19 protein-coding genes, 1 tRNA gene and 1 pseudogene are annotated in these 22,074 nt (G+C 39.0%); 9 read left to right on the top strand and 12 right to left on the bottom strand.

Annotated features, from left to right (window positions below; translation table 11 throughout):
• Positions 1-1,683: an alkaline phosphatase PafA gene (gene pafA / locus GJ691_RS16955; protein WP_154369058.1), complete on the bottom strand. Its 1,683-nt coding sequence runs from the start codon at positions 1,681-1,683 to the stop codon at positions 1-3.
• Between the two features lie 111 nt (positions 1,684-1,794).
• On the opposite strand from pafA, the gene GJ691_RS16960 reads away from it, so the two are divergent.
• Together GJ691_RS16960 and GJ691_RS16965 are read left to right on the top strand one after the other, a co-directional pair.
• Positions 1,795-2,532 (top strand): MlaE family ABC transporter permease, encoded by a 738-nt coding sequence (locus GJ691_RS16960; RefSeq protein ID WP_154369060.1) that lies wholly within the window; start codon positions 1,795-1,797, stop codon positions 2,530-2,532.
• The gene (locus tag GJ691_RS16965; RefSeq protein ID WP_154369062.1) at positions 2,532-3,299 is read left to right on the top strand and encodes an ABC transporter ATP-binding protein; all 768 of its coding nucleotides are present in this window, start codon (positions 2,532-2,534) and stop codon (positions 3,297-3,299) included. The genes GJ691_RS16960 and GJ691_RS16965 overlap by 1 nt, the downstream gene beginning before the upstream one ends.
• Here the strand turns inward: GJ691_RS16965 and GJ691_RS16970 are convergent.
• Genes GJ691_RS16970 through GJ691_RS16980 form a run of 3 tightly spaced genes read right to left on the bottom strand, consistent with a single transcriptional unit; the run spans position 3,296 to position 6,451 of the window.
• Complete coding sequence (locus GJ691_RS16970) at positions 3,296-4,762, bottom strand: DUF389 domain-containing protein (RefSeq protein ID WP_154369064.1); 1,467 nt, start codon at positions 4,760-4,762, stop codon at positions 3,296-3,298. The genes GJ691_RS16965 and GJ691_RS16970 overlap by 4 nt on opposite strands.
• Before the next feature lie 2 nt (positions 4,763-4,764).
• Positions 4,765-5,844 carry a mannose-1-phosphate guanylyltransferase gene (locus GJ691_RS16975; RefSeq protein WP_154369066.1) on the bottom strand — a complete coding sequence of 360 codons (1,080 nt, stop codon included), beginning with the start codon at positions 5,842-5,844 and terminating at the stop codon, positions 4,765-4,767.
• 4 nt (positions 5,845-5,848) lie between these two features.
• Complete coding sequence (locus tag GJ691_RS16980; RefSeq protein ID WP_154369068.1) at positions 5,849-6,451, bottom strand: SprT-like domain-containing protein; 603 nt, start codon at positions 6,449-6,451, stop codon at positions 5,849-5,851.
• Between the two features lie 124 nt (positions 6,452-6,575).
• On the opposite strand from GJ691_RS16980, the gene GJ691_RS16985 reads away from it, so the two are divergent.
• Both GJ691_RS16985 and GJ691_RS16990 read left to right on the top strand, forming a co-directional pair.
• Positions 6,576-6,926 carry a ribose-5-phosphate isomerase gene (locus GJ691_RS16985; protein WP_154369069.1) on the top strand — a complete coding sequence of 117 codons (351 nt, stop codon included), beginning with the start codon at positions 6,576-6,578 and terminating at the stop codon, positions 6,924-6,926.
• A 100-nt stretch (positions 6,927-7,026) separates the two neighbouring features.
• Positions 7,027-7,233 carry a YgaP family membrane protein gene (locus GJ691_RS16990; RefSeq protein WP_281351275.1) on the top strand — a complete coding sequence of 69 codons (207 nt, stop codon included), beginning with the start codon at positions 7,027-7,029 and terminating at the stop codon, positions 7,231-7,233.
• Positions 7,234-7,319: 86 nt separating this feature from the next.
• Here GJ691_RS16990 and GJ691_RS16995 read toward each other — a convergent pair whose 3' ends face one another.
• The 6 genes and pseudogenes from GJ691_RS16995 to porV all read right to left on the bottom strand — a co-directional run bounded on the left by GJ691_RS16995 (position 7,320) and on the right by porV (position 13,677).
• Positions 7,320-8,000, bottom strand: a complete 681-nt coding sequence (locus GJ691_RS16995; protein ID WP_154369073.1) for an SDR family NAD(P)-dependent oxidoreductase — start codon at positions 7,998-8,000, stop codon at positions 7,320-7,322.
• Positions 8,000-9,046 carry a M28 family metallopeptidase gene (locus GJ691_RS17000; protein WP_154369075.1) on the bottom strand — a complete coding sequence of 349 codons (1,047 nt, stop codon included), beginning with the start codon at positions 9,044-9,046 and terminating at the stop codon, positions 8,000-8,002. The genes GJ691_RS16995 and GJ691_RS17000 overlap by 1 nt, the downstream gene beginning before the upstream one ends.
• 81 nt (positions 9,047-9,127) lie before the next feature.
• Positions 9,128-10,756, bottom strand: a complete 1,629-nt coding sequence (locus GJ691_RS17005) for a pyruvate dehydrogenase complex dihydrolipoamide acetyltransferase (RefSeq protein ID WP_154369077.1) — start codon at positions 10,754-10,756, stop codon at positions 9,128-9,130.
• Between the two features lie 7 nt (positions 10,757-10,763).
• Complete coding sequence (gene pdhA, locus GJ691_RS17010) at positions 10,764-11,759, bottom strand: pyruvate dehydrogenase (acetyl-transferring) E1 component subunit alpha (protein WP_154369079.1); 996 nt, start codon at positions 11,757-11,759, stop codon at positions 10,764-10,766.
• Between the two features lie 213 nt (positions 11,760-11,972).
• Positions 11,973-12,455 (bottom strand): cytidine deaminase, encoded by a 483-nt coding sequence (gene cdd, locus GJ691_RS17015; protein WP_154369081.1) that lies wholly within the window; start codon positions 12,453-12,455, stop codon positions 11,973-11,975.
• A 77-nt stretch (positions 12,456-12,532) separates the two neighbouring features.
• Positions 12,533-13,677, bottom strand: a pseudogene (gene porV / locus GJ691_RS17020) (type IX secretion system outer membrane channel protein PorV).
• Positions 13,678-14,115: 438 nt separating this feature from the next.
• Between porV and gldJ the strand changes: the two are divergent.
• Both gldJ and GJ691_RS17030 read left to right on the top strand, forming a co-directional pair.
• Positions 14,116-15,786: a gliding motility lipoprotein GldJ gene (gldJ, locus tag GJ691_RS17025; protein ID WP_154369083.1), complete on the top strand. Its 1,671-nt coding sequence runs from the start codon at positions 14,116-14,118 to the stop codon at positions 15,784-15,786.
• A gap of 63 nt (positions 15,787-15,849) precedes the next feature.
• Positions 15,850-17,127, top strand: coding sequence for a UDP-N-acetylmuramoyl-tripeptide--D-alanyl-D-alanine ligase (locus GJ691_RS17030; RefSeq protein WP_154369085.1), 1,278 nt, complete (start codon positions 15,850-15,852; stop codon positions 17,125-17,127).
• A 31-nt stretch (positions 17,128-17,158) separates the two neighbouring features.
• On the opposite strand, the gene GJ691_RS17035 is transcribed toward GJ691_RS17030, so the two are convergent.
• A tRNA-Val gene (locus tag GJ691_RS17035) sits at positions 17,159-17,233 on the bottom strand.
• Between the two features lie 122 nt (positions 17,234-17,355).
• Positions 17,356-17,640, bottom strand: coding sequence for a hypothetical protein (locus GJ691_RS17040; protein ID WP_246200214.1), 285 nt, complete (start codon positions 17,638-17,640; stop codon positions 17,356-17,358).
• A gap of 587 nt (positions 17,641-18,227) precedes the next feature.
• On the opposite strand from GJ691_RS17040, the gene fsa reads away from it, so the two are divergent.
• The 3 genes from fsa (at position 18,228) to GJ691_RS17055 (ending at position 22,063) form a co-directional block, all read left to right on the top strand.
• Positions 18,228-18,884 (top strand): fructose-6-phosphate aldolase, encoded by a 657-nt coding sequence (fsa, locus tag GJ691_RS17045; protein ID WP_154369087.1) that lies wholly within the window; start codon positions 18,228-18,230, stop codon positions 18,882-18,884.
• A gap of 578 nt (positions 18,885-19,462) precedes the next feature.
• Positions 19,463-20,608 carry an endo-1,4-beta-xylanase gene (locus GJ691_RS17050; protein ID WP_154369089.1) on the top strand — a complete coding sequence of 382 codons (1,146 nt, stop codon included), beginning with the start codon at positions 19,463-19,465 and terminating at the stop codon, positions 20,606-20,608.
• Between the two features lie 27 nt (positions 20,609-20,635).
• Positions 20,636-22,063 (top strand): MFS transporter, encoded by a 1,428-nt coding sequence (locus GJ691_RS17055; RefSeq protein WP_154369091.1) that lies wholly within the window; start codon positions 20,636-20,638, stop codon positions 22,061-22,063.
• The last annotated feature ends 11 nt before the right edge of the window (positions 22,064-22,074 follow it).

The following is a 22,074-nucleotide window of genomic DNA, read 5'->3' on the forward strand; positions in this document are numbered from 1 at the left end:
TTACTCCAACACTTTTGATATCGGCATACCGATGTCCCCACTGGGAAAGGCAATACCCAATAATGCGGATATGGTCGGTGCCACATCCGAAATTTCGGTACGAGCAGTGGTGCTCCCCTTTTTAATGCCCTTACCGTAAAAAAGCAGCGGTACGTGCGTATCGTATATCTGGGGGGAACCGTGGGTAGAACCTGTCATGGAATAGCTTATTGTCCCTGGCTTCAAGACCATTAGAATATCACCGGAACGCTTTTGATTGTAACCATTCTGTAAAATATAAGGAATACCTTGGGTATAATCATTCTCCCACATTTGATGCGCCGTGTACACCCTATCGAAATCCTCATAGTTCAACAACTCCATCGCAATATCTTCCTGTACCTCTTTCAACTTCAAATCAAGGTTTTTAATAATGTCATGATCCAAAAACATTTGATTGTTCGAAATATTCTTTACTATATCGGTAGTACCGAACTTGTATTTTAGATATTCGTTAAACCTCGTTTTAAGATTATCCCCGTTCACATAACCTGCAGGTATTTTCAAGTCCCTCAAATACGCTGGTACATGTATGGCCGCATGGTCGGCCGTTAAAAAAACGGTATAATCATGTTCTCCGACTTTATTGTCCAATGCCTTGAATAAACGGGCCAAATCCTCGTCCAGTCGAATGTAAGTGTCCTCTATTTCTTTTGAATTTACACCGAATTTATGCCCTACATAGTCGGTACTTGAAAAACTGACTGCTAAAAAATCAGTAATTGTATCGCTTCCTAAATTCTCTCCTGCCAAAGCAGCAATGGCAAAATCAGCCGTTATACTGTTGCCAAATGGCGTGGCTTTTATCATATCGAATTCCCCATTAGTGTCCCACAATGAAGGTAAATCATGAGGGAAAACCGGAGCACTCTCCCCTTCGAACAAACCTTCATAACTATTATTGTCAGAACCACTCTCAAGATAAGTATTGATGTCTTTTATTGTCGACCATTGTTTTTTATAACTTTCTGCCACATTGGAGACATTGAAATCCATGACCCATTGTGGCAATTCATCCATATAAAATGAACTTGTTATCCATTTGCCCTCATTTTTGCCTTGAAACCAATAAGCTCCATTGGCCAAATGCCCTCCGGGCAGTACCGCACCCCTATCTTTCAAAGCAATTGCAATGGTCTTGCCCCTTAATTGGGTATGCAAGCGCAATTGATCGGTTACAGTGGTAACCAGCATACGGTGTGGCGACATTTTACCGGCGTCCGAGGTGGTTCCCACCGAATTATAAGAATCATCGGCCGCACAATAGACAGATTTATCCAATTCCTTATCATACCAATCATTTGCTATAATACCATGTGAAGCAGGTGTTGTACCGGTATAAACCGAAGCGTGTCCCGGGCCTGTATAGGTAGGTGCATAATTAAAATGATTGTTCTTGCAATTAAAGCCATCATTGACCAATCTTTTGAACCCACCGTCACCAAATTGCCCCCAAAAACGGGTAATATAATCGTATCGCATTTGATCCACGACTATACCTACGACCAATTTAGGCGTAGTTCGCAATTGGGCCGTATTTTCAATGTTAATTTTGTTCTTGGATTTTTTTTGACCCGATGCGTCAAAAGAGTTGAAGATTACTAAAAAAAAGAGTAAAACTAAGGGAAATCTATTCTTGCACATTTAATGAAAATTGATGCTACAAAAATATATAAATAAACCCTTAAAAGATTAAATCAAGGTTAAAAGACATTCTTAATTCCTATTTTTACAGTCATAAGTCTATACCATTCTATGAATTACCTAGCATCAATCGGAAGTTATGCAATAATGATTAAAGAGGTTTTTAGGAAACCTACAAAATGGCGCATAATGAAATCATTGATACTCAAAGAGATAGATGAACTCATTTATGGTTCATTGGGTATTTTAATTTTTATTTCCTTTTTTATCGGAGGCGTCGTAGCCATACAGACCGCACTGAATATCACCAGTGAACTTATACCCAAAAATTTAGTGGGCTTCGCAACACGGCAATCTATCATTTTGGAATTCGCCCCTACTTTCTGCTCTATCATCATGGCAGGAAAAGTAGGTTCTTACATTACCAGTAGTATCGGCACTATGAGGGTTACCGAACAGATTGATGCTTTGGAGGTGATGGGGGTCAACGCACTTAATTATTTGGTATTCCCCAAAATAATCGCACTATTATTATATCCTTTCATAATAGCGATATCAATGTACGTGGGAATTTTTGGAGGATGGGTCGCAGGTGTTTTTGGAGGCTTTAGTACAAGCGCGGATTTTATCGAAGGTGTTCAACTCGATTTTATCCCTTTTCATGTCACCTATGCATTTTTAAAAACACTGGTATTCGCCTTTGTTTTGGCCACCATACCTTCTTATCATGGTTTTTACATGAAAGGTGGGGCACTTGAAGTGGGCAAGGCCGCAACGACCTCTTTTGTTTGGACAAGTGTAGTGATCATTATTTTGAACTATATACTAACACAACTTTTATTGGGCTAATGATAGAGGTAAACGACATACATAAATCTTTTGGTGATACCCATATATTAAAGGGTATCAGCACCGTTCTTGAAAAAGGCAAGACCAACTTGATCATTGGACAGAGTGGCTCAGGAAAAACAGTGTTCATTAAATGCCTTTTGGGACTTTTTACGCCTGACAAAGGAACAATAAGTTTAGACGGTAAAATATATTCTCAATTATCGGCCCGTGAACAACGTAATCTAAGGCAGGACATGGGTATGGTATTTCAAGGAAGTGCCTTGTTCGATTCTATGACCGTGGAAGGTAATGTCATGTTTCCTTTGGAGATGTTCACCAATCAATCCCGATCGGAAATGCAAGATCGTGCCAATATCGTATTGGAAAGAGTGAATCTTGTCGATGCCCATAAGAAATACCCTTCTGAAATTTCCGGTGGTATGCAGAAACGAGTTGCGATTGCCAGGGCCATTGTCATGAACCCAAAATATCTCTTTTGCGATGAACCTAATTCGGGGTTAGACCCAAGAACCGCAATAATCATTGACAACCTTATTCAGGAAATCACCAAGGAATTCGATATCACTACGGTAATCAACACCCATGACATGAACTCGGTGATGGAGATCGGTGAAAAAATCGTTTTCCTTAAACATGGAATCAAAGAATGGGAAGGCACCAAGGACGAAATATTCAAGACCGACAATGAGGCGGTAACGAATTTCGTTTATTCTTCCGAATTATTTAAAAAAGTAAGACAAATGTATATTGAAGAACGTAATTAATCCTGAATCACTTCTTTCAATTGAATCGTTGTGTCCTTTAACCTGAGCTTTAACCAAGCATGTAGTTTCTTGGTATCCTCGATCGTTTGCGCCCTTTTGGCATCCCTTTTCCATTTAACCTCAAAAATGGGGATGGTATCCATCTTTTTAAAATCTGTCTGTATGGTCGGTGAAAAACCAAGGGATTCCAAGTTCGTATAATTGGTTTTCGCCTCAACACTAACATCTGCAAAAGGAATGGACATTTTTCCCAATTTACCCAACTCTTCTTCCAATAGTTTAATTCGGGTATCCTTATCCTCTATTTGCGTTTTTTGCGTTTCATATAATTGATCTACATATTTCAGCTGGTCTACTTGCTCATTTTTGGCTCCTTGTATTATATGTAGTTCCGTATTCTTCAATCGATCAAAACTTGCCTCATCTTCCTTTTGTTTGTTCCAAGTGGCAATCACATTATCCGGCACGGTCTCATTACCCATAAACACCAACTCTATATATGGATTTTCACCTTTATTGAATTCGATATCAGTAAAGTCATCCATAAACCTACCTGATCCCTCAAATTGATAAGGGGCTATTTTTTCTTCTACAAAACGTTGCGCTTGCTTTCTAAATAAGGATTCTTGAAGGGCATCCCAAAAGGTCATTCCTGCCGGAATCATGACCAAAATGGCAAAAAGTGAAGCTACCCTACCGATAAGCCTTCGCTTTTGCGAATTTACATATCGCACCATGGGAAAACGAAGCAATTTCAATACTAGAAAAGTTGCCAATGCAATAAATATGGTATTGATACTGAACAAGTACATAGCACCCGTTGCATAATCGTAATTACCTATGGCCAATCCAAAACCTACTGTACATAAAGGCGGCATCAATGCAGTGGCAATGGCCACACCAAAAATAACGGATGCTATGGTACCTTTTTTGGCCCTGGCTATCACGAGGGCGAGACCACCAAAAAATGCGATCAATACATCCCTGATATCAGGTGCAGTACGGGCCAATAGCTCCGAAGACTCATCCCGCAAAGGAAATATGGCAAAAAACAAATAGGCCGTTAAAACACTGAGTACGACCATTACCGTAAAGTTTTTTAAAGACCTACGCAAGGTATCCACATCATTCACAGCCAATGAGAGCCCAATACCTAAAATCGGGCCCATTAATGGGGAAATTAACATGGCGCCGATTACAACAGCAGTTGAATTGGCATTCAGTCCGATCGAAGCTATAAAGATAGAACAGATCAAAATCCATGACGTATGCCCCTTAAAAGGAATATCTGCGATAATCGCTTCCTTTGTGGCTTCTTGATCGGTATTACTTCGGATGTCCAAAAGCTCTAAAAGAAACTTTTTTGTGCTTCCGAGCAAACCTTGAATATCTTTCTTTACCTCTTCCCCACTATTGGAATTGTTAGGCGGAACCGCGTGATTATCGTTCTTATTCTCTTCCATATTTAAGCGTACTTATCACCATACTTGTCTTTTACCTTGGCCAACACTTGTTTTATATCCTGTTCTTTGGATTTTGGGTAAATCAAAAGCACTTCTTCCTTGTCTACAATGATATAATCCTCGAGGCTGTCAACAACCACGATTTTGCCTTTTGGGGATCTGATCATGTTGCCATGGGCATCTTGACTCAAAACCTTGCTATTGACCACCGCATTGTTATCCGAATCCTTTTCCAATTTATCGTACAAGGACCCCCAAGTTCCCAGATCGTTCCAATCAAAGGTGGCCGGACGCACATAAATGGATTTGGATTGTTCTAAGATAGCATAATCTATCGAAATATTTTCTGCCTTAGGGTAGTTCTCCTTAATGAATTTACTTTCACTGGAGGTATTATAATCATCCATACCGGAACAAAACAACTCGTATTGGGAAGGTTGATAATTCTTAAAAGCTTTGACTATAGTATTTACACTCCACATAAAGATTCCGGCATTCCAAAGAAAATTGCCTTGGGCCACAAACTCCTTAGCGGTTTCATAATCTGGCTTTTCCCTAAATTGGTTGACTTTCTTCAACGTTGAATCGTTCTCTTTCTCGAATTCAATATAGCCAAAACCTGTATTGGGAAATGTGGGTACAATACCCAAGGTACATAAAACCTCTTCTTTTTCACACTTATCAAAACACTCAATGACATCACTTGCAAAAGCATTCTCATCTTCGATCCAGTGGTCACTTGGAGCTACGATCATAACACCATTGGGATTCATTTTCTGGATTTTCAATGCTGCATACAGAATACATGGTGCCGTATTACGCATTGCAGGTTCCAAAACAACCTGTTCTTGCTTAACCAAAGGTAATTGCTCCAAGACCAAATCATTATAACGCTCATTGGTAAGGATCAATATATTCTCGGTAGGCACGAATTTGTTCAGACGTTGAAAAGTCTTCTGGATCAGGCTTTGCCCAGCACCTAACATATCGTGGAACTGCTTTGGGTTTTCTGTTGTACTGATCGGCCAAAAACGGGAACCTACCCCTCCGGCCATTAAGACTGCATAATAATTTTTATTCATTTTTTTAATCTTTTATTAATTCCACTTCGGCATTCGGTTGAAACAAATATAGTTTACCCGAAGATAGTTCTACACATTCGTAACGTTTTATACGTTTATTCCCTTTTTTAAATAGTTTACCATTATATATACGAAATACACTTCCTAAAGGTAATTCGAAAACGTAGGTTTTATCAAGATGTTGTGAATCATATTGTTTTAAAGCAAGCGATAATACAGCATCGGTATCACTGCTCGCCTTAGGATTTTTAAAATGTTTGGCAAGGACCGGAAGAAGTTTTGAAGGGAAAATTTCCGGTCTTATAAAGGGTAACATGAGGTATTGAAAAGTCTTCTTCCATTCCAACCCATGGGGCTTTATATGTCTACCATATTTTTCAAATGCCGCCAAATGGGCAATTTCATGAACTAAGGTTATTAAAAAACGATACTTGTTCAACGTCGCATTGATGGTAATTTGGTGCATCCCATTCGGCAATCGGCGATAATCGCCATGTCGTGTAACCCGCTTATTAACTATTTTTAAATTTACGCCCGTAGATTTTATAAGTTGTAAACAGGGTTCAACAGCCCTTTCCGGTAAATATTTTAGAAGAATGCCATCCATCTGGACAAAAATAGGATTTTTAGGAATCCATATTTATTAACTGTCCAGATTCTCCAAAAATTAATCCAAAATATACTAATTTGGTCTTTAAAAGTGAGTTATCACCCATTGAATAGACAAGAAGATGCCTAAAACCGTTTACCGAGTTTATGTTATTGAACTATCTAAAAGGGTTTTTACGGATAATTACAAGTTCAGGGCGGCCAACCCGCAATTCAATGGTGTGCTTCAATGCCTTTATGTTGGTATGAGCAGTAAATCTCCCAAAGAGCGTTTCGACCAGCATAAAAATGGGTTCGTAAATAAAAAAGGACATAAACTATCTTCCAGAATCGTCGAAAAATACGGCATGTACCTTAGACCTAGTCTTTATAACCATATTGCTCCTTTATATTCCCGTGCCGAAGCCCTTAAAATGGAAGAAACCCTTGCTTTGGAATTACGAAGACAACGGTATGCCGTATGGTTCAATTAGCTGAACATCAACGTTTTCATTTTGTTTTTTCGTTATTTTGATGTAATTTTAATCCTACACAACCTGTCAACCACTAATTCTTAGAACAATGATAAAAAACATGGGGCTTTCCGATAGAATGGTACGGCTCGTTTTAGCGATGATTATTACAGGGCTTTACTTTACAAACAATTTACCGCAATCCGAAGGGCTGGTATTTTTAGCAATAGCCGGTATTTTCATGTTCACCAGCTGCATTAGTTTTTGCCCTATTTATGGTCCCTTTGGGCTCGATACCACTAAAAAGAAGAACAAACAATCCCGGTAGGGAATTTAGTCGCTTTAACGAAAGGTCCCTGCCATTATCGTAACTTTTCCAAATAGCTGTTTTTTCGTAGGAACCCTGCTATTAAACTATGGTGTACTATTACTTACCTGTAGTAATTTGCCATTGAACATTTGATGTCCTTTAAGGGCAAAATCCTTTATATAATTTGCCATTTCAAAGGCAGTAATAGGTGCTTGATAACCTGGAAAAGCTTCTTCCAACATTTCGGTCTGAACAGCCCCCAATGCCAAAACATTGAATGACGGACCTGTTTCCTTGAACTCCTCGGCCCAAAGCTCGGTCAACGTAATCACGGCCCCTTTACTAGAACTATAAGCGGATAATCCCGGAAATTTCATACTCCCTTGAACCCCACCCATAGAACTTATAGTAACAACATGACCCTTTTCCGACATTTTAGGAACTACCAATTTCGTAAGGTTGGCAACACCAAAAACATTAACCTTATATACAGCCTCGAATTCCTGCGGTTCTATCTCCAAAAATGGTTTGTTCAATAACCGACCTGCATTATTGATCAATACATCAACCGTTTCCCAGTGCTCATCCAAATAGGCACCAACCTTTTCCAAATCATCTTTTTTAGTGATATCAAAAGGAATGGTCTTTATATTAACAATCTTCAAAGAATCTAAAGTTTCAGTATTCCGTGATAAGGCCAAAACCTTGTGACCCTCCTTGGCGAAGAGCTTCGCCAACTCAAAACCTATTCCACGACTGGTACCTGTTATGATTATATTTGCCATTAATTGTACTTGATTTCTTGAACTTCTGAATTGGTTATCCCTGTTATGACGGGTATGAATGAATTTATTAGTTTGGCCATATGCTCAAAATCCATTTCTGAAACTTCATCCCCTACTTTATGATAGTGATCAAAATTGGTGAAATCAAAAGTCGAGAATGTTTGGGACGGTACATTGAATTCTTGGTGAAACGGAAAATTATCAGAACGCATGAACAAATTGAATTCTTTTGCAGAAGGAAGGAACCCAACAAGCTTTTCCGTAGCATACCCATTACAGATGTCTGCCAAATTAGACTCTCCGAACCCTGTCAAATAAGCATCATAATCCTTAGCTATCATCGGCACACCGACCATTTCAAAATTCAACATAGTATATAGATTGAATTCTTCTTCTTTTAGTCGTTTGGCCAAATGTTTGGAACCGAGCAAACCTTTTTCCTCTGCTGTGAAAAAAGCAAAAACCAAACTTCGTTTATTAGCATGGGTCATTCCGAAATATCGAAGTAGCTCCAATACTACGGTTGTCCCTGAAGCATTATCATTGGCCCCATTGGCAATGGCATCACCGTTAACCGGTCTTTTGGTCCCAATATGATCATAATGGGCCCCTATCAAAACAAATTCATTCTTCAACTCAGGATCGGTACCTTCTAAAACTCCAACAATATTATAAGCTGGCTTTCCAAAGTCAGTAAGTGTATCCTTATAGGTTTTAAAATATGGACGAATCTTATTCTCCTCCAAAATATCTTCAATATATTGGGCGGCCTTTTCTATGCCCGGACTTCCCGTATCCCTTCCGTTTAAATCATCAGAAGCCAAAAAACCCATAAGTTGGGCAACTTTGTCACTCTTGGTAAACCCATAACCTAAAGTCCCGTTTAAAGAACCAACTACCTTAGCATCAACCTCCTCATTAGAAACCGTACTACCTTTTAACCCCTCAGGGCCACCCGGAACACCTGGATAATCAGTAGATTTTGATTGAGTTGCACCACAACCAAGTAGTAATAACAATAAAACGGATTGAATGATTTTTTTCATGGAGTTCGGATTACGATTTAAAGATAAAAAAACATCCGCCATAGGCGGATGCTTTAATTCAATAATATTTTACCGACAAACTTATGCCAGCATGGTTACAGGGTTTTCCAAATAAGCCCTTAGTGTCTGTAAAAATTGTGCTCCTGTTGCACCATCAACCGTTCTATGATCACAAGCCAAAGAAAGTTTCATGGTATTACCAACAACTATCTGACCATTTTTTACCACAGGTTTTTCTATGATCGCCCCTACGGATAAAATAGCCGAATTAGGTTGATTGATAATAGACGTGAATTCTTGAATACCGAACATACCCAAATTGGAAACCGTAAAGGTACTACCGTCCATTTCTGCAGGGGTCAATTTTTTGTTTTTGGCCCTACCTGCCAAGTCTTTTACCGATGCTCCTATTTGAGTTAGGCTCATTTGATCGGTGAACTTAAGCACTGGCACTACCAATCCGTCTTCAACGGCAACGGCAACACCAACATGAATATGGTGGTTATATTTCGTTGTATCGCCTTTCCAAGATGTATTAACTTGCGGATGTTTTTTAAGAGCCATCGCACAAGCCTTAACGACCATATCGTTAAACGACACCTTAATATCAGGCAAACTGTTAATCTGAACTCGTGAAGCGATCGCATTATCCATATCTACTTCTATACCCAAATAATAATGGGGAGCAGTGAATTTGGATTCTGATAGTCTTTTCGCAATAGTCTTACGCATTTGCGAATTTTTCGTTTCTTCAGAACTTTCCTCTCCTACAGGCAAATTAACCGGTGCTACAGGGGCACTGGAAGCAACTGCCGATGCAGTTGAGGCTGGTTGAGCTGCTTTTTGGGCGGGTACGAAATTCTCTATATCTTTCTTAACTATCCTACCGTGTTCTCCGGAACCTTTGACTTCATTCAAGGAAATTCCTTTTTCCTTGGCGATTTTCTTGGCCAATGGAGAAGCGAAGATTCGCTGACCATCATTACTTGTTGTACTAGCAGCTTCCTGAGTGGTTGCGGCAACCTTTTCTTCCTTAACCGGTTCTGGGGAAGCTTCTTGGGCTTTACCTGCAGTCGAACCTGCATTCAAAACAGCATCAACATCTGTGCCTTCTGGTCCTATAACGGCCAAAACAGCATCTACTGGTGATGACTCTCCCTCTTGGATACCTATATATAATAAAGTCCCGGAATAAAAAGACTCGAATTCCATAGTGGCCTTGTCAGTTTCTATCTCGGCAAGGATATCCCCTTCTTCGACAGTATCACCAACTTTCTTTAACCAAGAAGCAACGGTACCTTCCTCCATGGTATCGCTCAAACGCGGCATTTTCACGATTTCAACACCTTCTGGAATCTCTGCCATACCCGTATTGCTTGGGGCAGGGCCTTCAGTTGCTGCCTCTTCTACTGGTTCGGATGTGGCATCACTTGTTACAGTACCACCATTCAACAATCCTGAAATATCCTCACCCTCTTCACCTACAATGGCCAAAAGTGAGTCTACCGGCGCACCTTCTCCTTCAGGAATGCCTATATGCAACAAAGTACCTTCATGAAAGGACTCAAATTCCATCGTTGCCTTATCAGTTTCAATCTCGGCCAAAATATCTCCCTCTTCAACCTTGTCTCCAACTTGTTTAAGCCATTTTGCCACGGTACCTTCTTCCATGGTATCGCTCAAACGCGGCATATTAATCACTTCTGCCATCTAATTATTATTTATGTTGTACAAATGGGTAGTCTTCTTGATCATAGACTACATCATATAATTGATTTATTGGAGGATAATCAGATTCCTCAGCGAATTTCTCACACTCGGAAACCCGTTTTTTAACCCGACCATCTATTTCCTTTATTTCATCTTCAGATGCATATTTCTTATCCAAAATCACTTCTTTCACCTGTGTTATTGGATCGATTTTCTTATACTCTTCCACCTCATCCTTGGTTCTGTAGTGTTGCGCATCTGACATGGAATGACCTCTATAACGATACGTTTTCATTTCCAAGAAAGTTGGACCACCACCACTTCTGGCACGTTCGATAGCCTTACTCATTTCTTTGGCTACGGTCACAGGATCCATACCATCGACAGGACCACATGGCATTTCGTAGCCCAATCCCAATTTCCAGATATCAGTGGAATGTGATGTTCGTGCTACCGATGTTCCCATTGCATAACCATTGTTCTCACAAACGAAAACCACTGGTAATTGCCAAAGCATGGCTAAGTTGAAACTTTCGTGAAGGGAACCTTGACGAACGGCACCATCACCCATATAACACAAGGTTACAGAATCCCTTTTAAAATACTTATCGGCAAATGCCAAACCGGCACCCAAAGGAATTTGCCCCCCAACGATACCGTGACCACCATAAAAACGGTGTTCTTTAGAGAAAATATGCATAGAACCCCCCATACCTTTAGAGGTACCTGTGACCTTACCATATAGTTCGGCCATCACATTTTTCGGATCCACTCCCATACCTATAGGCTGAACGTGGTTCCTGTATGCGGTTATCATTCTATCTTTTGTAAGATCCATGGCATGTAATGCCCCTGCCAAAACGGCTTCCTGACCATTATACAAATGAAGGAATCCCCTAACTTTTTGCTGTATATAAACCGCAGCCAATTTGTCTTCGAACTTCCTCCAGAATAACATATCCTCGTACCACTTCAGATAGGTTTCTTTGGTGATTTTTTCCATTAATCGTTGTTTAATTAAAATTTATTTCTTCATGAAGCCACTAAAATCGGACTTTAAAGCTCCGAAAAACAGCGGAACAAAAATACACATATTAATCAATCAGTAAAAAAATAAAGATAAAAGCTTCTCACAAAAAATATAGCGTTAATCCAAAGAATAACAAAACCGACACATTTAATGATATTTGAAACCACTCATTTTAATACTCGCCTCCTATAAATAGGTGTTATTGAATCCTAACGGAAGAATATCTGCGAGAGACTTACATTTAATCACCTCCCCTTTTTCTCCCATCATAAGAATGGGAATAGGCGCTTTCTGCCTAAACTCATACTCTGAAATGGCCTGCCTACAATTGCCACAAGGAGCGGCCGGAGTATCTACCAAGTGATTTTTGGACATTGCGGTTATCGCAATTGCCTTTATGACGACACCGGGAAATTTTGCCCCGGCATGGAAAACGGCAACCCGTTCCGCACATAGACCCGAAGGATAGGACGCATTTTCCTGATTACTACCGATAACCACTTCCCCATTTTCGAGTAACACGGCTGCCCCCACCAAAAAATTGGAATAGGGTGCATAAGCATCTTTTCTTGCCTTTATGGCAGCTTGCATCAATTCTTGATCTTGTGAACCTAATTCCTCTACAGACCCATAAACTTGGTATTCAAAGGAAATCGTTTGTTTTTTCATAGCTAAAGACCATATGTAATCGTCTAAAATAACAAAACCTGCACAATGGCAGGTTTATTTTTCATTTTTAATTTTGTTTAATCATTATAAAACTCTTCCCCTAAACTGAAAGTCAAGGAAAAGCGGAGTGTATTTTCTAAAGGGTTCTTAACTTGGGATGTGGAGAATAGATAAGAAAGATCAATCTGTGCGGCCTTGAATTTGAATCCGGCCCCATGGTGAAAAACTTTCTAGAGCCCTTATCCTCACTTTCATTGAAATACCCCGTTCGGAGCATAAAGGCATCTTGATAGGTATATTCGGCTCCTAAGGCCCAAGTAAACTCTTTTAATTCTTCACCGAAACCATCGGGTGCATCACCGAAAGATTTAAAAACCCCACTAAGAAATCCTACCTGTTGGTACTCATCATTGTCTTCAGAGTCTATATCCCCATCTTCGTCGAAATCTTGAGGGGTCGGCACTAAAAGTTTATTTAATTCCGAAGTAATCCCTATCACATTATCTTGATCAAGAATAAAATCGAATCCGGCTCCGAACGACAGATTGGTCGGCAAAAAGTTTTCCTGCCCACCTTCATCATAGGTCATTTTTCCTCCGAGGTTAGATATATTGAATCCGGCCCTCCATCTTCCATCGAAATTGTCATATGCGATTTCCCTAGAACGGTAATACCCCGCGATATCTACCGCGAACGAACTTGCCGCCTGAGAATCCTCACTGCCATTTTGTGGCAATTTTAAATTTGATCGTATAAACCTACCCCCTACGGCCATGGAAAAGGTAGGGCTAAGCTTTAAAGAATACGACCCATCAAATGCCAATTCATTGGGCTTGGCCAATGTACCAGGGTCATTGGCGAACTGCCGAAGTTCTATTTCACCCAAAGTGAAATACCTTAGACTAAGGGCAAACGCACTACGCTCGTCTAATTTATTGTAAAAACTAGCGTTCAATAATGATATATCGGTAATTAAACTTTCTAAATAAGGGGTGTAACTAACCCCAATACCCATTTTTCGTTCCGCGAAAGCAAATTTGGCAGGATTCCATTGTTGTGAAAATGCATCGGTCGAGGTTGCAACCCCCATATCCCCCATACCGGCGGACCTAGCATCAGCCGCAATGGTCAAAAAGGGTACTGCCGTGGTAATAACCCTATCATCTTGGGCCGACATTTTCGCAACAAAGGCCAATAATAGCAAAAATGGAATCTTCTTCATCGGTATTGGTCTTATTTTCATTAGATTTAATGTATTAGTAATTCTCCGAAAAGAATTTAGGCTTATTGTATGGTAAACGGGCTTTTTAAAAATATCTTATACCGTTTATCGAAAATATTAAAAAGGTTATAAGTACCCTTACCTCTTTTTTCTTTCTAAATCTACATTCATATTTTCATCGACTATCCTTTAGTAACAAAAACAAATAGGACAAAAGAATTGTTCTGATCCATACTATAATGGCAAATACGCCGTTATCAATTTTAAAGAAACGCTTTTTGGCATCAATTAAAATGGCAAACACATAAAATTTTTTTAGCAATAAAATATTATGGCCAAAACATCGTTTAATATGCCGAAAGTGACACCAAATTAATCAGAATAAGAATTTCAAACTACGTAAAAGGTAGTTTAAATATTTGAACTCAAGTCCTAATTATGAAAAAACAGTTTATCAAAATTGTACTTTCTTGTGCAGTAATAGCGGGAGGTTGCAGTGTTACAAGTTGTAGCAAAAAAACCTCATCTTCCAAAAATGTATCAAGAGCTACAGGTTGGAAAATCAATGCTAAAGAAGGTGGTTTCCAATATAACACTGACTTTAAAGAGCAAGAAACGGCTCCAGGTCTTGTTTTTGTTGAAGGCGGAACGTTTACCAAAGGTAAAGTGCAAGATGATGTAATGCACGACTGGAACAACACTCCTACTTCACAACACGTTCAGTCATTCTATATGGATGAAACGGAAGTCACGAACGTAATGTACTTAGAATACTTGGATTATTTAAAGAGTGTTTATCCTCCCGAAAATCCTAAATACGCAAATATTTACAAAGGGGCTTTACCCGACACCTTGGTATGGAGAAACCGATTAGGCTTCAACGAGACCATGACCAACAACTATTTAAGACATCCTGCATATGCAGAATATCCGGTAGTTGGTGTTAACTGGATACAAGCTACGCAGTTTGCCGAGTGGAGGACAGACCGAGTAAACGAAGTAATGCTGGAAAGGGAAGGCTATTTGGCTAAAGATGCCAAATACCAAGCTGCTACGGGCGAAGTTGCAGGTACGTTCAGTACTGAAGCGTATCTAAATAGACCAGAATCAGTTTACAACGGACAAATAGATTCCCTACAAGGGAAAATGAAAAAGGACAGTGTCAGCACTTTCGCAAAAAGAAGTAGTGGTGTAATAATGCCAGAATATAGATTACCAACCGAGACCGAATGGGAATATGCTGCCCAGGCCCAAGTTGGCTCTAGGGAATACAATAACTATAGAGGTAGAAAAAAATATCCTTGGGAAGGTGATTACACAAGAAATGGCCAACGAGTTGGTCGTGGAGACCAATTAGCCAACTTTAAACAAGGTAAAGGTGACTATGGCGGAATCGCAGGTTGGTCAGATGACGGTGCCGATATCACTGCACAGGTAATGTCTTACAAACCAAACGATCTAGGTCTTTATGACATGGCTGGAAATGTTGCCGAATGGGTATCTGATGTTTATAGACCTATAGTTGATGACGAAATCAGTGACTTTAACTACTATAGAGGAAACATTTACTTAAAGACAGCTATTGGCGAGGACGGTAAAGTTAATATATTGAGAGATTCAGTTGTTTACGACACCCTTCCTAACGGTAAAGTTGTTGCAGTAAACCTACCAGGCGAAATTAAAATGGTACCTGTTGATGAAGAAGAAACATATTTAAGAACAAACTTCTCATCTAGTGATAATAGGGGCTATAGGGATGGAGAACCAAGTTCTTCTAGGTTCTTTGACAGGTTCTCTGATGAAGAAGACCAGGCAGATGCCAAGAAAATGTATGATTCTCCCAAACATAAAGTAGAAAGGGATTCATTAGGAAACTTGATTAGACAATATGACCATTCCAACAACAGAACCACTTTGATCAATGATGAAGTAAGGGTTTATAAAGGAGGGTCTTGGAAAGACAGAGCCTATTGGCTAGATCCCGCACAGCGTAGATACCTACCACAATATATGTCAACTGATTATATTGGATTCAGATGTGCAATGTCTAGGGTTGGTTCTAAATCCAAAACAAAGAACAAAACGGTAAGAGGCAAAAAAGCCAAATAAATTTACCTACGTAATAATTAAAGCCTCGACCATATGGTCGGGGCTTTTTTTTATCTTTGATTTATGAGTATAGCGAAATTGCACCAAATCTTTTTAGAGTTCCCCGTTGTTTGTACCGACACTCGCAAAATAACGGAAAACTGTATTTTTTTCGCCCTGAAAGGCGAGAATTTCAATGGTAACGATTATGCCGTGGCAGCCTTGAAAAAAGGGGCCTCTTATGCGGTTGTTGATGAAGATAAATACGCTGGAGTTCAAAATATCCTTGTAGTCGATGATGTTTTGACTACACTTCAAATGTTGGCCAATTACCACAGAAAACAATGCGACGCGAAGATAATTGCCTTAACAGGAAGCAATGGCAAGACCACTACCAAAGAACTTATAAACGCTGTACTCTCCCAAAAATACAAAACCGTTGCAACCATTGGCAACCTTAACAACCATATCGGGGTGCCCCTTACCCTATTGTCGATAAAACGGGAAACCGAAATTGCCATTATTGAGATGGGAGCCAACCATCTAAAGGAAATCGAGTTCCTCTGTTCCCTTGCCGAGCCCGATTATGGTTATATCACAAATTTCGGAAAGGCCCATTTAGAAGGATTTGGCGGTGTCGAAGGTGTAATAAAAGGAAAGAGTGAACTTTATGAGTACCTAACCAAACATAAAGCCATAATCTTTATAAATGCAGACGACCCCATTCAACTGGAAAAAACCGGGACGTACATTAAAAAATATGGCTTTACACAGGGTAAAAAAGAGTTTTATAAGATTGAATTTATAAAAGCTTCCCCTTATGTATCCTTGCAGTTTGAAGATACAACCGTACAATCAAACCTTATCGGAAGTTATAACTTTACCAATTGCTGTGCAGCGATACTCATGGGCAAGTATTTCAATGTCCCTGCAAACCTTATTAAGGAAGCCATCGAAAGTTATGTTCCACAAAATAACAGGTCACAGATTATTGAAAAAAATAGCAGACAGATTATCCTCGATGCCTATAATGCCAATCCTTCGAGTATGAAGGTCGCGTTGGAGAATTTCAGTAATTTAGAAGGAGGGCCTAAAATAGCATTTTTGGGTGATATGTTCGAACTGGGATCCTCTGCACCTGATGAGCATCAGAAAATAGCTGATTTGTCCGCCCAATTAAATATCCAAAAAGTTGTTTTATTGGGTGAGAATTTCATAAAGACAAATAGTTCTGTAACGAAGTTCAAAAACTTTGAGGACATTGCCCGGAATTTCAAGGACATTGAGTTGCCCACTACAGGTAAAATCTTGATAAAAGGATCTAGGGGCATGGCCTTGGAACGCCTGCTCGACTTACTTTAACTATTTATTTTGGTTTTGGAACGGAAAGAAGTGGGATATACTGGATTCGAACCAGTGACCTCTGCCCTGTCAAGGCAGCGCTCTAAACCAACTGAGCTAATATCCCAAAGAATTTTCAGGGCGCTAAGGTATGACTAATTTTTTATTCCCGAAACATCATTGTTAAGAATGATTATCGTTTTTGAAAATATGTTAATCGGTCTCGAATGGAAAAAAAGGTTACGTCTTTTATTGACTTTGCCCCTTTAAACTATCCATTTCCTTTCTGAACCTAAGAATCATAAGACTATCGAATTGTCGCTCTATGCTATCTCGCATATACCTCCAGTTCGAAGGATTCATCTTCAAATTATAATTTCTTATTTTATTGAAACGCTCAAGATTGAAACGATTTGCCTGCCACGCGGCCTCGGTACTCTCTTGATGTTTAAGATCTTGAAGGTATATACCTATACCAAAGCCCATGACCACAACAACCAATACAAGCATCCAAAATTTTGAATTTGTCTTCATAACATTTTGTGATTTAAAGCATTACATCGAACGGCATATTTGGAGGAATCTATCACAATTAGAAGAATAAAGTTACCTTTTTACTCCTTTACTTCAAAAAATATCTACCAATCTCTATATAATACGGACAAAATGCCACTTTGGTTCAGAGTTTTTTTTTAAAATAAAACGGCCCTTTGATAGTTACGCAATGCGAAAACATTTTAAAACAAACCAAATCCGTGTTTTTTATGAGATTAAACTGGTATATAACAATTTTAGCGGCTCAAATTTATCAATTCAATAAATAAATGTCCATTTACAACGAAAATTTACGAAAGGCCTTTCGAAAAAACAACGAAACACAATACATCAATTCAACTTGCTCTATATCTGATATTTACAATAAATATTTTATTCAAACACAATTCCGAGCAATAACGCCTAACCAGGTTGATTGTGTTAAAAAATAAGCTATAAAGCCGCTTAAGCATACATTTGATAGGTAGATTAATAAGATTAGTACCCTTAAATCATAAACCAAGCCTAACCACTAGTACAAATTACCCTTTTTATACCATTAAAAACAATTATCAAAAACCTAGAATATGAAATTTTTTATTGATACCGCGAACTTAGATCAAATTAAAGAAGCCCAAGCATTAGGTGTTTTGGATGGAGTAACAACAAATCCATCTTTAATGGCCAAAGAGGGCATTACCGGAAAAGCGAACATATTAAAACATTATGAAGCCATCTGCGAATGTGTAGATGGAGACGTTTCTGCCGAGGTTATAGCGACCGATTTCGAAGGAATGGTAAAAGAGGGAGAGGAATTAGCCGCTCTAAACCCACAGATTGTAGTAAAATTACCGATGATAGCCGATGGTGTCAAAGCGTGTAAATACTTTGCAGACAAAGGCATCAGAACCAACGTTACCTTGGTTTTTTCAGCAGGCCAGGCATTGCTTGCGGCAAAGGCGGGTGCCACATATGTATCCCCTTTCTTAGGAAGATTGGACGATATTTCAACTGACGGACTTAATCTTATTGAAGAAATAAGGCAGATTTATGACAATTACGATTTCAATACCCAAATTTTAGCTGCCTCAATTAGGCACACGATGCATGTGATCAATTGTGCCAAAATAGGATCCGATGTAATGACCGGTCCCCTTTCTTCCATTGAAGGTCTATTAAAGCACCCCTTGACCGACTCTGGATTGGCCAAGTTTCTTGAAGATGCAAAATCTTTTGATTTGTAAATTCACTGCCAAAAAAGCATAGATATAAATACATATTATACCTATAAGAACACTTTCCTTTTCATTCATAAATAAGGGAAGTGTTCTTTTTTTGTTTTGATGATTCTATTATTCCGGTAATTTACCCACCTTCTTTCTACTTAAAACCGTATTCCCCGAACGAAATAAGGTTATTTCACCAATCCCAAATACAAAGTTGCCCGATTGCCAAGTTTTACTTAAATCAGGATTCTTTTTTTAATATCAAGTCCACAATTTGGTAAATATTTAAAATGGAACAAAAGATCCATAAAATCGGTTATTCAATATTCAATCAGAATATCAGATTAAAATAACAAACGAACAGTCCAGTTCTATTCCTTCCTTACTCATTTGGGAAAAACACCTTCACAAAATCGTCCTAAAAGCCCTTAAAAAAGGAGAATGCAACAAATGTTTTACAGTTTGCTTCAATACTAATACCCTTTAATTGTAAGTAAAAATACCTTTAGAAATTCAAAACAACTACTAATAATAGCTGTTCATTACACTTTGTTTTTCCTATAAATTAATTGAGCCGAACTAAATAATTTTCAATTATGACCATGACATATAAAATTCGTTTATTACTTATCGTTTTCGTTTTTGGCATCAGCGCTTGCCAAACCAAGAACAAGGAAACTAAAAAAGATAATTCGAAATCCGAAATTTCTTTAAAGGATCATTTTAAAGGGAGCTTTTTAATAGGGGCCGCAATAAACGATGGCCATATTGACAGGTCAGATTCTCTTGGCATTCAACTCCTAGAAAAGGAGTTCAATTCCATAACCGCTGAAAATATAATGAAATGGATGTATGTTCATCCTGAAAAGGATTCTTATTTCTTTGACACTACAGATAAATTCGTTGCTCTCGGACAGGAGAATGGGATGTATATCGTAGGTCATAATTTGGTATGGCACAGTCAGCTGGCCGAATGGGTCAACCCTATCAAAGACAGCCTCGAAATGGCCACTCTACTAAAGAATCATATTAATACTATTGTTAGTAGATATAAAGGGAAAATCGATGCCTGGGACGTTGTCAACGAAGCCTTGAATGAGGATGGAACATTAAGGGAATCTGTTTTTTCCAATACAATGGGCGATAGTTTCTTGGAAGTGGCCTTTAAAGAAGCTGCCAAAACCGATCCGGATGCAGAACTTATATACAACGACTATAACCTTTGGAAACCCGAAAAAAGGGACGGGGTTGTTCGATTAGTGAAAAAATTACAGGAAAAGGGCGCTAAAATCGATGGTGTCGGTATACAGGCGCATTGGAGTCTCGAAGGCCCTTCCATAGAGGATATTGAAAATAGCATTATTGCTTTTTCAGAACTTGGGGTAAAGGTCTCGTTCACAGAATTGGACGTTACGGTTTTACCAAACCCATGGGACTTGGACGGTGCTGCGGTTAATCAGAACTACAACGAATTTGAAGGTGACCCAACAATGAACCCTTATCCTAACGGATTACCGGATTCAGTTAAACTTCAACTCAGTAATCGATACCAAGACATTTTCAATCTTTTCACTAAACACAAGGACAAGATAAACAGGGTTACCTTCTGGGGGGTTCAAGACGGACAATCATGGCTTAATAATTGGCCTATAAACGGCCGTACGAACTATCCGTTGTTTTTTGATAGGAATTATCAACCTAAGAAAGTGTACACGGATATTATCAGTGCTAAAAACAACTAATTGTTTAAATTTTATACGACCTACTAAATGGAAGATTTGAGTAATGAAAAATTATCGATTAAAGAAAAAATAGGGTATTCCTTAGGTGATCTTGCTGCCAACTTGGTATTTCAAACCTTAGTAACCTACCTATCTTACTTTTATACTGATATTTATGGGCTAAAACCCGAACATGCCGCCATGGTAACCCTAGTGGTAGGCTTAATCGCTGCATTTGCCTTTAACCCGATTGTTGGTGCCTTGGCAGATAGAACCAACTCTAAATGGGGGAAATTCAGGCCGTGGATACTATGGACCGCCATTCCTTTGGGTATTGCTTCCTTACTCGCCTTTAGCACTCCAAATTTTGATTATCAAGGCAAGGTAATTTATGCGGTTGTGACATATACCCTATTATTGCTACTCTATGCTTCCAACAATTTACCGTACTCTGCATTAAGCGGTGTGATAACCGGCAATATGAAAGAACGAAACAGCATTTCTGCCTATAGATTCGTTGCCGTTATGTTTGCTCAGTTCTTTGTACAGGTATTTATGTACGACCTTATCTTAAAAGCTGGTGGAGGTGACAAAGCCATGGGTATGGAAAAAGTCATGACGTTCCTCGCCGTAATCGGTACGGTTATGCTCTTGATCACCTTCTTTACCACTAAAGAAAGGGTAATCCCAAAAATTGAACAAAAATCCAGCTTAAAAGAAGATTTAAGCGATTTATTCAAAAACAAGCCTTGGATCATTATGCTGGTCACCACGACCTTAGTGTTCGTAACCCTGGCCCTGAAAGGTGGCGCATATGTATATTACTTTGAAAACTACGTGGACAATGCCCAATTAAAATTGTTTTTAGACCCATTAAGGCCTTATCTACCGACTTTCGAAAACGAAACTTCCTTTGGTTTAGGCATCTTCAACGGAGGTGGTATTCTCTTTGGTTTGATAGGTATTATGCTATCTAAAAGATTCGCCGACAAATACGGTAAGAGAACCGTTTTTTCGACCACGTTGTTCATCTCAACACTTTTCATTATCCTTTTCTACTTTTATCCTTCAAAATCCATTGGATTAATATTCGGGACTCAAATTTTACATGGATTCTTCTATGGCATATGTACCCCAATATTATGGACCATGATCGCCGATGTTGCCGATTACTCCGAATGGAAGAACAATAGAAGGGCAACCGCTATCATATTTTCGGCAATGATGGTTGGCCTAAAAGGCGGATTAAGTATAGGAAGTTCACTTTTAGCATGGATACTGAGTCTTTACGATTATATTCCGAACAGCACCGCTATAGGTCAGGAAGAACATACCATAAATGGAATAAAAATGTTGGTCAGTATTTATCCGGCCATTCCTTTTTTAATTGCTATCGGCCTTATGACCTTTTATGAAATAAACAAGAAAATGGAACTAAGGATAGAATCCGATCTACGCGAAAGAAGAAACCAATAATTCAAAAGAAA

The organism is Maribacter luteus (genome assembly GCF_009674825.1).
GTDB lineage: Bacteria > Bacteroidota > Bacteroidia > Flavobacteriales > Flavobacteriaceae > Maribacter_A > Maribacter_A luteus.

Excerpts from the sequence above, each read along its gene's own strand:
- pafA (WP_154369058.1), bottom strand. The coding sequence starts at position 1,683 with ATGTGCAAGAATAGATTTCCCTTAGTTTTACTCTTTTTTTTAGTAATC.
- GJ691_RS16960 (WP_154369060.1), top strand. The coding sequence starts at position 1,795 with ATGAATTACCTAGCATCAATCGGAAGTTATGCAATAATGATTAAAGAG.
- GJ691_RS16965 (WP_154369062.1), top strand. The coding sequence starts at position 2,532 with ATGATAGAGGTAAACGACATACATAAATCTTTTGGTGATACCCATATA.
- GJ691_RS16970 (WP_154369064.1), bottom strand. The coding sequence starts at position 4,762 with ATGGAAGAGAATAAGAACGATAATCACGCGGTTCCGCCTAACAATTCC.
- GJ691_RS16975 (WP_154369066.1), bottom strand. The coding sequence starts at position 5,844 with ATGAATAAAAATTATTATGCAGTCTTAATGGCCGGAGGGGTAGGTTCC.
- GJ691_RS16980 (WP_154369068.1), bottom strand. The coding sequence starts at position 6,451 with ATGGATGGCATTCTTCTAAAATATTTACCGGAAAGGGCTGTTGAACCC.
- GJ691_RS16985 (WP_154369069.1), top strand. The coding sequence starts at position 6,576 with ATGCCTAAAACCGTTTACCGAGTTTATGTTATTGAACTATCTAAAAGG.
- GJ691_RS16990 (WP_281351275.1), top strand. The coding sequence starts at position 7,027 with ATGGGGCTTTCCGATAGAATGGTACGGCTCGTTTTAGCGATGATTATT.
- GJ691_RS16995 (WP_154369073.1), bottom strand. The coding sequence starts at position 8,000 with ATGGCAAATATAATCATAACAGGTACCAGTCGTGGAATAGGTTTTGAG.
- GJ691_RS17000 (WP_154369075.1), bottom strand. The coding sequence starts at position 9,046 with ATGAAAAAAATCATTCAATCCGTTTTATTGTTATTACTACTTGGTTGT.
- GJ691_RS17005 (WP_154369077.1), bottom strand. The coding sequence starts at position 10,756 with ATGGCAGAAGTGATTAATATGCCGCGTTTGAGCGATACCATGGAAGAA.
- pdhA (WP_154369079.1), bottom strand. The coding sequence starts at position 11,759 with ATGGAAAAAATCACCAAAGAAACCTATCTGAAGTGGTACGAGGATATG.
- cdd (WP_154369081.1), bottom strand. The coding sequence starts at position 12,455 with ATGAAAAAACAAACGATTTCCTTTGAATACCAAGTTTATGGGTCTGTA.
- gldJ (WP_154369083.1), top strand. The coding sequence starts at position 14,116 with ATGAAAAAACAGTTTATCAAAATTGTACTTTCTTGTGCAGTAATAGCG.
- GJ691_RS17030 (WP_154369085.1), top strand. The coding sequence starts at position 15,850 with ATGAGTATAGCGAAATTGCACCAAATCTTTTTAGAGTTCCCCGTTGTT.
- GJ691_RS17040 (WP_246200214.1), bottom strand. The coding sequence starts at position 17,640 with ATGAAGACAAATTCAAAATTTTGGATGCTTGTATTGGTTGTTGTGGTC.
- fsa (WP_154369087.1), top strand. The coding sequence starts at position 18,228 with ATGAAATTTTTTATTGATACCGCGAACTTAGATCAAATTAAAGAAGCC.
- GJ691_RS17050 (WP_154369089.1), top strand. The coding sequence starts at position 19,463 with ATGACCATGACATATAAAATTCGTTTATTACTTATCGTTTTCGTTTTT.
- GJ691_RS17055 (WP_154369091.1), top strand. The coding sequence starts at position 20,636 with ATGGAAGATTTGAGTAATGAAAAATTATCGATTAAAGAAAAAATAGGG.